Raw genomic sequence first — 11,907 nt, 5'->3', positions numbered from 1 at the left:
GAGGTGAGATCTTGTCCAGCAAAGATGAGTGTAATATATTGATTAAGCAAGCTAAAATAGCTTCTGACCCAGATGAATTAAGCAATATTCTCGAAGAGTTGAAAGAATGCCCTTCCAATAAACAAGTTGAATCGTTGTATGAATCGTATGTGGATCATGAAAATCAACTTGTTCGTTGTATTGCTTTTGAAGGTCTAGGGAAATCAGAGAACTTAAGTAATGAGGTGTACCGTAAAGCAATTGAGCATCTGCATGATGAGGTACTTGTGGTGATGAGCTGTATAGAGTTATTGAGTAACTCGAATTTTGAAGGAAGTGTCACTAGTATAGCGGAATTATTAAATCATCCGGATGCTAATGTTCGTTGTGTAGCTGCAGAAGCGTTAGGAAATATGAATAGTCCTGAAGCATTGCCTGACATCATGCGAATATATCAAACCGAGGTGGATGAATTGGCAAAAGTCGGACAAACGTATGCAATATATTTGTTATGTGATTCATCAGAGGAGGATCAGGCTTTAGCTGATATGGCGGATTTGCTATACGCCAATAATGAAACGGCCACTTATCGCGCAATGAATAATTTGATAGCTATTTTAGATGACACAAACGAAAATATGATTTATAAAGCATTTAAGGATAAGAGTAATAGTGCTGCTAGTGAAGCATTTCTGGAAGAATTAAGAGGAAATATGAAGGCATATTTTGAGTAAGTGAGTATTTGTTTATTGGAGAAAGAGTATGTCATATAGAATATTCTTATTGAGAAAGGTGAGTATGATTCAGTAAGTGATATAGCAAAATTAAGTGTTGATAGTGCTTGCTTTATGTGGAACATAGATGGTGATGGTGGCTTCTTAGCTGTTAATGGTGATGCGATAAATGTCCAAGGAAATCATATAGAGATCTTCGCTAAATATTTGTTACAGCAAGAAGGGATGTAAATATGTTTGTTTTGCGCAACATTAGAACAGAGTAAGAGATTTTAAAATTTACGGAGAAAAAATACTATTGCGGGGCTGAATTTTAGCTCCGCACTACATAAATTTTGTTCGAAAAATAAGAGCTGGAGAAGCTTCGGCATGGTAGTGATTTATGGTGTGGCTTATGGTATCGGATTTGGATAATTATATAAAGTAGGAAGGCATATCAAGTCAACGAAGATAGCTAAAAAATGATGTTAAAATTATCGATGTAGAGAGGGCTTTTAAATGCTACTGACAGTATATATACTATTGGTTATTACTAGTATTATAGTGTGCATTATGCTGGAGTCTAAAGGTAAGTCAAAAGTTTTATTTGGACTAGTATTTGCCATGGGTGTATTTTTTACAATTCAAATAGGTCGATTATTGCTGTAAAAAAGAGTGAGTGAGAGGATTTCAAATAGAAATAGTAGACAAAACTATCAAAAAGGAATGAGTATAATTGGATTCTCTATTAAATATATTGATACATCTATTACTGATATTTACCGTCCTGATTCTGGGAGTCATCAAGAAATTTAAAAATGAGTCTGTTGACAAAGTGGTATCGTATATTATGATGGGGGCAATGCTTTTAATTATAAGTATTGGCTTCTATATAACAATATAATATCAAGATATGAGGTAGGTGGAAAATGGAGTTTTCAAATATATACCGTTTGGTTTATTTTGCTGTATTTCTGTTATTGTTCTTGGTTAGTATAGTACTTTATTTTGCGTTTAAGGCTTATGGGCATATTAGATGGTTAAATATCAGCGCTGTCGTTATTTTTTTACTTGTCATTGGTATCTATACGAAATATGCGGTTGATACCTTCATTTATTATGAATAGTTTCGAAAGTAATGAAAGAACATACAAACAAGTTGAGATTCATGAAGAAATTTTAAAGGGAGAATAAGAAATGGAACTGTTGAAGGCATTGGATAAGATAGAAGAAGCCCTAATTGAGAGTCACAGTATCGATATACAATTAAACAAAATCCAACTAAACCTTATATATCCTGATAATGGTGAGAAAGCTACTTTGATTTTTAGGAAAGTTAGTACGTTTTATTTTGTGAATGGATATGAGGATAGTCGTTATGCTACAAGCGATTATGAATACGGCGAAAAGCGGGAGCTGTTATCTATTGTTTACGGCAATTCGAGAAACCAAAGCTTGCTGATAAAGGCCAAAGATAGATTCTATAATGGATTTGATGCTACGTTTAATTTCACATTAGAATTTATGGAAGGTTTACTACTTATTGAGGCGGATGAAATTGAAATTAATGACTGTAAATTTGAGAATTTAATTTAAATATGTTTTTCAAGGGCCAGCATGTATACATAGGTAAATCGAAGCCGCGGATGGCAGATTTATAAAGAAATAAGGGTGTGTTTAAATGATTTTAAGGGGAATTCGAATATTTAGTGATGAATATAATCCGAACGAAAAGCTAGAGGAAGTATTTCATATACAAGCTGAGTCGATGTGTAGCATGTTTTCTAGCTTTGTGTATGAGAAAAAAATTAGGACTAGCGTGACGGTTATCAATATTGAGTGTCGATCTACCAATGCATTAGAACGAACAATAGAAATTGATGGGTTTCTGGATGTTTGTGTACACTATGATGTTAAAAATTTCGCGAAATTTAGTGAGCAACAGAAAAAAGAAATCCAACTGGAAATAATCATGCTAGGTTTGAAAAAGGCGTGCGAACATCTTTCGCTAGAATACGCGCCCTTTGAAGAAATCCAAAAGCAGATTATCTCTTTGAACTACAATCATTGTTTTATTTGGAAAAAGCCAAAATTTTCTCCAAATAGAAAGCGTAAAGTGTTTGTGAAAGTAGACTGGGGAATATACAAGATTGACTTGATGCTAGTTATTGAAGGGAGAAACGGAACTATCTTATTACAAAGAGCAGTGCCCATCAATCATCCAGGCACTATGGGATTGGATATTTTAGGGGAGTTAAAGTGGCTTGATAACGATACGGTGGAATTAAAACATCGTTATATCAAATCGGAAGTGTATACTTTTACTTTATAAGGTGAGTGATAATTCAAGTGTTACTAGTTATTTTTTCTCTTGCTATCGTTGTGTGCATGGTCATCTGCTTTAGGGTGGAGTCTGATAGCAACTTGGCGGGTTTTGATAAATCTTTTTGTCTCTGCTTTGCAATATTATGTGGGGGATACTTTGCTAAGATGCTGTTTTTTGAAATTTTTTGAGAGGAGAAATCAGATGTCGTTTATATACCCAGCTTTAATTTTATTGAGTTTGATTGCGTGTTATATCACGGCAAGGTCCTCAATTAATGTAGTCGTAAAACGATTTTTTATGTGCTTTTTCGTGCTGATAGCTTTTTTAATGACTGTGTTCATAGAAACAGATATGATGGTTTGAATTAGATATTTAGAATTTATTATTATGGAATTGATGGTGAGTGTTTATGCAGCCTAGTTTTAGTAAGCAGAGTGTTTCAAAGAATCAATTTTTCTTACATAAATTAGTTAAGGGGAGTCTGGCAACTTACGAGGTCAAAGGACGTACCCTAGAAATTGTCACGGATAGAGATAGGCTCATTTTTCCGTATGAGACCTATAATCAATTACATTTCGAAATCCAAAAGGCGATTCAGGCTGAGAATAACGATTTATTTTTGTATGTAAGTGACTGGATGGGTGAAGGAAGGCATATTGTACATTTTAGTGATCAAGGGATTAATCCAATTCAAGTTGTGAATGGCCTAATCGACTTTCTAGTAATTGATGAGTATCTGTATATGTTATTTGATGAAGAAGGTTTGTTTGATGAGAATGCGGATAATCAACTGAATTATTATAGTGAAAATGCTTTAGTACGGATGAAGCCTCACAATCAAAGGATAGAAAAAGTATTTCCTGAATCCTATACGCACTCGATTGTTGATGCAGAAACATTTTGCTACGATGGACAAGATGAACTATTTATATATTATTATGCTGACGATGGAGAAGAACGCTGCTTGATGTACAATCTACAGTCTCGAAAAATGAAAGAATATAAGCTATCTAATGTTGGTTGGAGTCGAGCTTCGTGTATAGATGGCCAGTTTACGTATACTACAAATAATACGGAACTGCTAAAGTATGATAGGGACATGATGCTACGCCAATCGTATCCAATATTTAACGAAAACACTTTGAGCATCCATGCGACTGGCGGTTATCAAGATATAGCGATTATGGTAAACGATAATGCTTGTTATTTACTCGATAAATAATGGATGATGTGTAGCTACGGAAATTCTGTTAGAAAGTAGGGATAACATGAAACTGAAGTATGTAACCATCCATGATTACTACGGCGGACAAAGGGATATCATGAAAAATTTTCAAAGACAGGCATCTTGTATGGATACTTTATTTGTTAAGTGCCTGCCAGATGTTGAGACAAAGGCAATTGAATCGCTAATAATAAACTGCTGCCCGACAGAAAAGGTCAAAACTTCTGAGTTAATAGACACCTCATATGAAGTGTACTATGGGTATGATACTAGATCATTTTTGGAGCTATCTGATCAAGATAAAAAGAAAGAGTTGTTAGAAATAATCTGGGAAGGAGCGAAAACTGCAGCAGGAGAGAATGGCTGGTGTATAGCCCCATTTGAAAAGGCGAAAAGAGCTGTTATAGATTTAGATTATAAGAATGCCTATCTGTATAAAAAACCTAAGAGTAGTCCTAATAGGAAGTATAAAGCGGTATATCTAATTCAACACGAGCTATATAGCGCGGAGATATTTCTTGTGATACTAGATAATGCAGAAAATGAATTACAACGAATACATCTTTTCTCAGAGGAACCGGAGGAAGGTCTATTTCTGCAATTAATCAGTGATATCACATGGAGAGGAAATAGTGAGATATTTATAAAAAACCAATATCAGGAATCATTATCCAAAATCGTTACTTTGCAAGTTTAATAATAAGGTAGTGATTTTAAAAGGAGGACAAAATGTCGTTTAACAAAGATAAGTATAACGGATTGATTAACCAAGCTAAAACAACTTCTGACCCAGATGAATTAAGCAATATTCTCGAAGAGTTGAAAGAATGCCCTTCCAATAAACAAGTCGAATCGTTGTATAAATCGTATGTGGACCATGAAAATCAACTTGTTCGTTGTATTGCTTTTGAAGGTTTGGGAAAATCAGAGAACTTAAGTAATGAGGTGTACCGTAAAGCAATTGAGCATCTGCATGATGAGGTACTTGTGGTGATGAGCTGTATAGAGTTATTGAGTAACTCGAATTTTGAAGGAAGTGTCACTAGTATAGCGGAATTATTAAATCATCCGGATGCTAATGTTCGTTGTGTAGCTGCAGAAGCGTTAGGAAATATGAATAGTCCTGAAGCATTGCCTGACATCATGCGAATATATCAAACCGAGGTGGATGAATTGGCAAAAGTCGGACAAACGTATGCAATATATTTGTTATGTGATTCATCAGAGGAGGATCAGGCTTTAGCTGATATGGCGGATTTGCTATACGCCAATAATGAAACGGCCACTTATCGCGCAATGAATAATTTGATAGCTATTTTAGATGACACAAACGAAAATATGATTTATAAAGCATTTAAGGATAAGAGTAATAGTGTTGCCAGTGAAGCATTTTTGGAAGAATTAAGGGGCAATATTAAGACATATTTTGAGTAAGTGAGAAAGGTACGTCATAAGAGCAAGGAGAGGCATGTTATGGTAATAAGTATTTATATTGTTATTATCCTCATTTGTATAGTGGGGTGTGCCTATTGGGATCATAAAAAGGGAATGCAAAAAATCCTCTTTATCCTTTCATATATTTTAGGGACAGTTACGGCGATATTACTTGTAAATTATATTTTTCATTTGTGGTGATTAGGAAGATACAAAGTCATTGGATGTCAGCAAAACAAAATATGCTTTCCAACAAGGCGCTTTATAGAATGGAGAGGGTTAAGATGAATTTTCAGCGTATGGAGACGAGGCAAAAAGAATTACTGTATGATTTACTCAAAGAATTCCCAGAATATATTGATGAGATAGAAAAGAACGGCATAAACAATCTTAATTCTGAAAGCGTAGAAAAAATTATAGATATACTTCTTACTGCTTTTACAAATTACGGTCTAGAAGAGGATGATGAACCGAATAAATATGGTTTAGAAATAGAAGACTTAATCGATATAGTTAATGATGCTGATTAGAGGCTGCTGGATGGCCATAAAGTAGAAAACTAAATAATAATGTTTAACGGCGATATAACAGTTACGAATCTTAAAGATACGCTCAATGGTGTAATCACTTGCGAACAATTATAAGTGAGAATACAAGCAGTACTACATAAAGAAGAGGTGTGAACCAATGGTATGGCGTGAACTAGAAAAATCAGAGGGCAATGTGTGGACGAAATTCAATGAACTATACAGGTTTCACCCGTCATCTGGTATGAATAACGAGATCATTCCCAAAAAGGCATCAACACCCTATAGAGAATATCGTGTGAAAGTAAACATGATTGCATACACGTTCAATGAAAATGAGGATTTGACTCCGACCTATACAGCTGCTGAAAAACAGGTCAGAGAGGCTTTTAAAGAGATATTTGGAGATTTTACATATGCGCTAGATTGGCAGCATACTTGCTACGAATTCAATCCGAATGAAGCCTATCCGCAAAACGAATTTGGAGAATGGCTCGTTCCGTTTTTTCCAGACGGTGACTATCATTTTTTCTTGGATAAAAGTATGCAAGCGGGCTGGCTAGGTCATCCCTGGCGGCGTACGATAACAATTATTGGAGCAAGAGCCATTAACATCGTGGAGGAAAAGCAATTTGATTTTTTGGAATATGGCGTGTAGGGCGTATTTGATGTGCTAAGGAGAACAAAATGTCTGTAAGGGAGTTTTAAAAATGGTTGGGTTAATCAATGACATTCTTTATGTATTTATAGTACTCGCGAGCCTATTGTTAATCAATTTTAAAAGTGAAAAATGGAAAAGCTTTTGGACGGTGATACTTACTGTGTGGTTTATAGCTGTCATAGGTTTAGTAATATATTTATAAATAGGGAGTGGCATGGGTGTACACAGAAGTAAATATTATTTCATTGCTAATTAATGCTATAGTTATAATTACAATGTTGATCATTTATAAAACAAAAATATATAAGACGAAAGAAAAACTGGTTTCATTAGTTACGGTTTCTCTTTTTATCGTAGCAACAATTGCGTATGTGGCGACTAAAATACTTTTTTGGACAGAGTTATAGCACTTTGCTTAAAAGAAATGGTGTATTTCAGTAAGGAGGACAAAATGCCAAACAACATCTATCAAAATCTGTTAATAGCCTTCCAAAACGCGGATTTAGAAGCAATCGAAGCTTTACTAATCGAGCTAAACAATTCAGAGAAAGAAAAACAAATACTGCTAGAGTTCGCAGACTCCACCGACAGAGACGTCCAATCTTTCGTATACTCAAAACTGTACGATTATGATGGAAATGATGTCATCCAAGCGGCCGTCAAAGGCTTGCAAAACGAAGATGAAATCGTCAGAATTAGTGCAATCGAAATCATCGGCAAGCAACAAGTTTTTGAACAGTTGCCAGCTCTCATCAACAGTCTCACTGATTCAGACGAACTCGTTCGATGCTATGCTGCAGAAACCATCGCTTTTCTAGGCACCAACCTGAAAGACCAGCTCGTCATGCAAGCAAAAGCTGAACAAGACGAGGTAGCGCGCACGGGGCTTTATTACGCGCTTTATTCGCTAGGCGCGACAGAATACTTAACTGCACTTTTGGAGCTCCTAGATAGCGAATCACACGTCGTGGTTATCCGAACCGTTCACCATCTGATGGACATCATGAACGCGGCTAACAAAGATGCCATTTTATCAACACTTCACAACTTGAACAAACGGGAACTTCCAGTCTCGATAAAAGAGGTTTTGAATGAATATCTAGACTAAGCTACGCGTTCAATAAATGCTTTCAAGTCGTTCGCAATCACCTCGGCAGAATCCTGTTCATGGTTTTGATAATAAACTTGAGGCTGGCCACTCATCATACACAAAAAATCGCCAGTTCCATCTTCCGCAATCACAACAAAAGCTTCAGGTAACCCGAATTCCCGTGCGATTTTCGTATTTCTCACAATATCATCAAATGTTTTTCGCAAATTCCGCTTATCTTTCACGGGATAAAAAAGCCACTCGCCAAATTCAGGTGCATTCACCAGCTGAACAAGCGCTTTATATTGCGAATCAAGCTGAACACCCAGAAGCTGCTCGGCGTCCACCAAATCTTGAGGCGAAACACCAGTTTTACAAGTAATACTTAAATCAGCATATTTTTTCATTTTCAACATCCTTTCAGTGATACAACGATTTTACCATAAGGAGCGGATACAATTGAACATGAACCAAATTCAACTAACGCAATCGCAATTCTATATATATAGCCCAAATGGCGGTTTTGTAGCTACTTATACTATCCAAAATGAGAAAATCAACATATCATTTGGAAATCAGAATCTCTCATTGGCATATATATTTGACCACCCTAATCTCAAAATATACAATGCTATTCTGACTGAGAATAATGAGGTGTATCTAATTGTTGATGGTTTTTCAGAAACGGAAGCGCTGGCAATTCTTTTTTTGAGCGAAACGGCTTGTGCACGAGATATAGTGGGGCATGGACTTACTGATTTTAAAGTCATTGATGGGCAAGCTTATCTGCTGTATCATGAGGAAGGCTTATTTCACGAGAACAGTGACAACGCGTTGAATGGCTACAGTGGGCATGTTTTACTGAAATGGAATCCTGCGGAAAACAAGATGGAGCAAGTGCTGCCGGACGGATTTCTCGAACTAATCGTAGATGCGAACTCGTTTTGTGCGGATGAAAAAGGGAACTTGTATATCTTTTATTATGGGGATTTTGAAGAGGAGAGCGGAAAATTTTGCTTGAAATATCAGATGCAGACGAAGCAAGGCGAATTTTACCCGGTTTCTGAGTACTATGATGCTTCGTTCTACCAAAATAATCACTTATTCGCATGGGATGGTAAAGGGATCGCCAAGTTTAATGAGCATTTGGAAAGGCTGGACTATTCGCTCATCGATACGGAAGGTTATACTGGGGTTAGCGCGGCGTATCATGAGATGGTTTTTATGAAGCGTGATTCCTGCCATGTTTACCGGCAACTCGCATAGCTTGCCAATCCCCGCCGTTTCACCTATAATGTTAACCTACTAAACAATAAAGGATGGGAACTAAATATGGAAGAAAATGTTTTCGAACGGATGGCAGAGAAGTATGATTCGCCGGATCGGATTGCGCTTGCGAATATTGTGGCGAACAGGGTGAAAGAGGAATTGCGTGACGCGGAAGACAAAACGCTGATTGACTACGGTAGCGGCACTGGTTTGGTTGGTTTGCAGCTTGCGGAACTTGTGAAATCTGCTACGCTCATAGATTCTTCTGAAAACATGGTCAAGATTATCCGTGAAAAAATTACTAATCATCCTATCACGAATGCTGAAACATTGGTTGCTGATTTCACGACAGATACGCTCGATTTAAAAGCTGATATCATCGTCGTTTCGCTCGTTCTGCTCCATATTCCCGATACAAAGGCGATTCTCAAAAGCCTCTATGAAACGCTGAACAAAGGTGGTCGGCTAATCATTATCGATTTCGAAAAAAATCCCAATGTTAGTCATCCAAAAGTACACAATGGCTTCGATTTTGAAGCATTAACGGCCTTGCTTACGGATACAGGTTTTGAGTCGACGGACATTCAAGTTTTCCACCATGGCAAGCAGGTTTTCATGAAACAAGATGCGTCGCTTTTCATTGCGGTGAGTGAAAAATAATAGTCAAATAGGTTCTAGAGTAAGCGCCAATATGGGTTGTTTACTCTGGGGCCTATTTTTTTATGAAACAATGGTTTGTATAGTTTTACCTTTAATTTGTCTATATAATCCAAATCTATCTATGTTAGAATGATTTTGAAAGCGCTTTTTTAGTGAGTTAACTCGAATAAACAGAGAATTTGGTGAAGGAATTTTTAGAAAACGAGGAAAAGGGGTTTTTGCATGCGTAAAAAAAGCTTTATTGCCGCGATTATCGTTGCTTTGTGTATCAGTTTGGTGCCGATGTTTGCGTTGCCGTCGCGGGCTGTTCAGGCGGAGGAAAGCACGAATAAGAATTTCATGATTTATTACCGGGCTTGGCGGGATGTGGAGATGAAGGGTGTTAACACGAGCCTGCCGGATGAGAACTGGATTAGTATGAGTGATATTCCGTATGGGATAAATATTGTGAATGTGTTTAGTTATGTGCCACCTGGTCAGGAGGAGTTGGCAAAACCGTTTTTTGATAAGTTAAAAGCGGAATATGAGCCGGAATTGCATGCGCGGGGCGTGAAGTTGATTCGTGGCTTTGATTATTCGAAATTGCTGGCCATTCCTTATGCGGGGGATTTCCCGACGGAGCAGGAATTTGATAGTTATGCGAAGGCTTTGCTGGATGAACTAATGATACCGTGGGGCTTGGATGGCTTGGATATTGATATGGAAACGCATCCAACTGCGGACGAGGTGAAGATTTCTGACGGTGTTGTGAAGGCGTTGTCGAAATATATTGGTCCGAAAGCCAACAATGGCACGCTCTTTTTGTATGACACGAATGCGCAAAATATGAATCCGTTCAAAAATGTGAGCGATAGTTTTGATTTGCTGGCGTATCAGCAGTATGGCAGTGGGCCGAGCAGGACGGAAATGGCGGCGAATGCTTATGCGCCGTACTTACCGAAGTCGCAATTTTTGCCGGGGCTTACTTTTCCAGAGGAGCAGGATCGGAATCGGTGGTATGATACGCGACTTCCGTATGAGGATTCGAACATTTACCAAGTCGCAAAGCATGTTCGGGAGAATGACTTGGCGGGAATGTTCTTGTACGCCTTCGATCGTGATGGAAAAACCTACAATGAGCCTGACATAAACAGTGTTTCACCGTCGAACCTGCTGTGGACAAAAACGGCGATTCTAGAAGTGAATGGTTATTCTGTCGATACTGCAAAAGCGTTGGCAAAACACCATTTACAGCGGATTAAGTACAACAGAAATCTGACGAGTGAACAAGTAACGGAAGTGGAAAGTGCTATCGATAAGGCGACGAACTTGTACGAGGCGAACGTTGCGATTCTAGGTGCGAATTTTGAAACAGCGCTAAACCCAAGCTACGACCCAATTTTAGAGCAAAAACTAACATCGATTTACCTCACATCAGCATTCAGCGCGCTCGACGAAGCTAACGCGATTCTATCTAAAGTTAAAACGAATTCGGCGGACATCGAGGCATTGAAAAACAACAAGGAAGCTTTAGAAAACCTTATTGGCGGGAAGAAATATTCGGAATCTGAAGTGAATCAAGCTGTGGAGGAACTTTTAAATAGCATCGCAGCCGTTCCAAAACCAGTGACAGTGAGCTATCAAGACACTGATGGGCAAAAATTAGCGGAGGATGTGCAACTTACTGGCAAATTTGGAGGTAGCTATGAAGCACCGCAAAAAGATATTCCGAATTATACATTGCAAGAAGTGAAGGGGCTAGAGCGTGGCACGTTTACGGAAATAGGACAAAGTGTTACGTATGTTTACGCGAAATCTGCACCGAAACCAGCACCAGTCGTTGATGATAATGATCCAGTCGTCGAAGAAGTAAAAGCAGAACCAGCACCACCAGTAGTAAAAAATACAGAAGATACCGCAAAACTTCCACAAACGGGGGATAAAGCGGCAAGTGAATGGCCTGTAGTTGTTGGGGCATTGGCGGTTTTTGCATCGCTTATTGTATTGCGTAGAAAAGGTCTGTAATATAAATAGGTTCTACAGT

Annotated in this window: 13 protein-coding genes; 12 read left to right on the top strand and 1 reads right to left on the bottom strand. The window is 37.8% G+C overall.

Features of this window, described 5'->3' with window-relative positions:
- Positions 1 to 11: 11 nt before the first annotated feature.
- The 9 genes from EP57_RS05125 (at position 12) to EP57_RS05075 (ending at position 7,973) form a co-directional block, all read left to right on the top strand.
- Positions 12 to 713, top strand: coding sequence for a HEAT repeat domain-containing protein (locus EP57_RS05125; protein ID WP_114982836.1), 702 nt, complete (start codon positions 12 to 14; stop codon positions 711 to 713).
- Between the two features lie 1,176 nt (positions 714 to 1,889).
- Positions 1,890 to 2,288 carry a YxiG family protein gene (locus EP57_RS05115; protein WP_036084765.1) on the top strand — a complete coding sequence of 133 codons (399 nt, stop codon included), beginning with the start codon at positions 1,890 to 1,892 and terminating at the stop codon, positions 2,286 to 2,288.
- Between the two features lie 85 nt (positions 2,289 to 2,373).
- The gene (locus EP57_RS05110) at positions 2,374 to 3,024 is read left to right on the top strand and encodes a hypothetical protein (protein ID WP_036084762.1); all 651 of its coding nucleotides are present in this window, start codon (positions 2,374 to 2,376) and stop codon (positions 3,022 to 3,024) included.
- Between the two features lie 403 nt (positions 3,025 to 3,427).
- Positions 3,428 to 4,240 (top strand): hypothetical protein, encoded by an 813-nt coding sequence (locus EP57_RS05105; RefSeq protein ID WP_036084760.1) that lies wholly within the window; start codon positions 3,428 to 3,430, stop codon positions 4,238 to 4,240.
- Between the two features lie 46 nt (positions 4,241 to 4,286).
- A complete protein-coding gene (locus EP57_RS16455; RefSeq protein WP_052167572.1) occupies positions 4,287 to 4,940 on the top strand; it encodes a hypothetical protein in 654 nt (217 codons plus the stop codon).
- 32 nt (positions 4,941 to 4,972) lie between these two features.
- On the top strand, positions 4,973 to 5,677 hold the full coding sequence (locus EP57_RS05095) for a HEAT repeat domain-containing protein (RefSeq protein ID WP_036084757.1): 705 nt from the start codon (positions 4,973 to 4,975) through the stop codon (positions 5,675 to 5,677).
- A gap of 284 nt (positions 5,678 to 5,961) precedes the next feature.
- The gene (locus tag EP57_RS05090) at positions 5,962 to 6,207 is read left to right on the top strand and encodes a hypothetical protein (RefSeq protein ID WP_241480707.1); all 246 of its coding nucleotides are present in this window, start codon (positions 5,962 to 5,964) and stop codon (positions 6,205 to 6,207) included.
- A gap of 157 nt (positions 6,208 to 6,364) precedes the next feature.
- Positions 6,365 to 6,862 carry a DUF2716 domain-containing protein gene (locus tag EP57_RS16450; protein WP_052167571.1) on the top strand — a complete coding sequence of 166 codons (498 nt, stop codon included), beginning with the start codon at positions 6,365 to 6,367 and terminating at the stop codon, positions 6,860 to 6,862.
- 454 nt (positions 6,863 to 7,316) lie between these two features.
- Complete coding sequence (locus EP57_RS05075; RefSeq protein ID WP_052167570.1) at positions 7,317 to 7,973, top strand: HEAT repeat domain-containing protein; 657 nt, start codon at positions 7,317 to 7,319, stop codon at positions 7,971 to 7,973.
- Here EP57_RS05075 and EP57_RS05070 read toward each other — a convergent pair.
- Positions 7,970 to 8,362 carry an SMI1/KNR4 family protein gene (locus EP57_RS05070; protein ID WP_036084753.1) on the bottom strand — a complete coding sequence of 131 codons (393 nt, stop codon included), beginning with the start codon at positions 8,360 to 8,362 and terminating at the stop codon, positions 7,970 to 7,972. The two genes, EP57_RS05075 and EP57_RS05070, sit on opposite strands and share 4 nt — an antisense overlap.
- Positions 8,363 to 8,414: 52 nt before the next feature.
- On the opposite strand from EP57_RS05070, the gene EP57_RS05065 reads away from it, so the two are divergent.
- From EP57_RS05065 to EP57_RS16645, 3 genes are all read left to right on the top strand, one after another.
- Positions 8,415 to 9,221 carry a hypothetical protein gene (locus EP57_RS05065; protein WP_036084751.1) on the top strand — a complete coding sequence of 269 codons (807 nt, stop codon included), beginning with the start codon at positions 8,415 to 8,417 and terminating at the stop codon, positions 9,219 to 9,221.
- Between the two features lie 66 nt (positions 9,222 to 9,287).
- A complete protein-coding gene (locus EP57_RS05060) occupies positions 9,288 to 9,884 on the top strand; it encodes a class I SAM-dependent methyltransferase (RefSeq protein ID WP_036084748.1) in 597 nt (198 codons plus the stop codon).
- A gap of 222 nt (positions 9,885 to 10,106) precedes the next feature.
- Positions 10,107 to 11,888, top strand: coding sequence for an EndoS/ChiA family endoglycosidase (locus EP57_RS16645; RefSeq protein ID WP_077916787.1), 1,782 nt, complete (start codon positions 10,107 to 10,109; stop codon positions 11,886 to 11,888).
- Positions 11,889 to 11,907 lie beyond the last annotated feature (19 nt).

Origin of the sequence: Listeria booriae (genome assembly GCF_000766865.1) — a bacterium.
GTDB classification, from domain to species: Bacteria; Bacillota; Bacilli; order Lactobacillales; family Listeriaceae; genus Listeria_A; species Listeria_A booriae.
The sequence above is the reverse complement of the archived record's forward strand: the minus strand, read 5'-3'. Positions and strand labels throughout refer to the sequence as shown.

Coding starts and splice junctions, on each gene's coding strand:
- EP57_RS05070 (WP_036084753.1), bottom strand. CDS start 8,362: ATGAAAAAATATGCTGATTTAAGTATTACTTGTAAAACTGGTGTTTCG.
- EP57_RS05075 (WP_052167570.1), top strand. CDS start 7,317: ATGCCAAACAACATCTATCAAAATCTGTTAATAGCCTTCCAAAACGCG.
- EP57_RS05095 (WP_036084757.1), top strand. CDS start 4,973: ATGTCGTTTAACAAAGATAAGTATAACGGATTGATTAACCAAGCTAAA.
- EP57_RS16645 (WP_077916787.1), top strand. CDS start 10,107: ATGCGTAAAAAAAGCTTTATTGCCGCGATTATCGTTGCTTTGTGTATC.
- EP57_RS05115 (WP_036084765.1), top strand. CDS start 1,890: ATGGAACTGTTGAAGGCATTGGATAAGATAGAAGAAGCCCTAATTGAG.
- EP57_RS05090 (WP_241480707.1), top strand. CDS start 5,962: ATGAATTTTCAGCGTATGGAGACGAGGCAAAAAGAATTACTGTATGAT.
- EP57_RS16455 (WP_052167572.1), top strand. CDS start 4,287: ATGAAACTGAAGTATGTAACCATCCATGATTACTACGGCGGACAAAGG.
- EP57_RS16450 (WP_052167571.1), top strand. CDS start 6,365: ATGGTATGGCGTGAACTAGAAAAATCAGAGGGCAATGTGTGGACGAAA.
- EP57_RS05110 (WP_036084762.1), top strand. CDS start 2,374: ATGATTTTAAGGGGAATTCGAATATTTAGTGATGAATATAATCCGAAC.
- EP57_RS05060 (WP_036084748.1), top strand. CDS start 9,288: ATGGAAGAAAATGTTTTCGAACGGATGGCAGAGAAGTATGATTCGCCG.
- EP57_RS05105 (WP_036084760.1), top strand. CDS start 3,428: ATGCAGCCTAGTTTTAGTAAGCAGAGTGTTTCAAAGAATCAATTTTTC.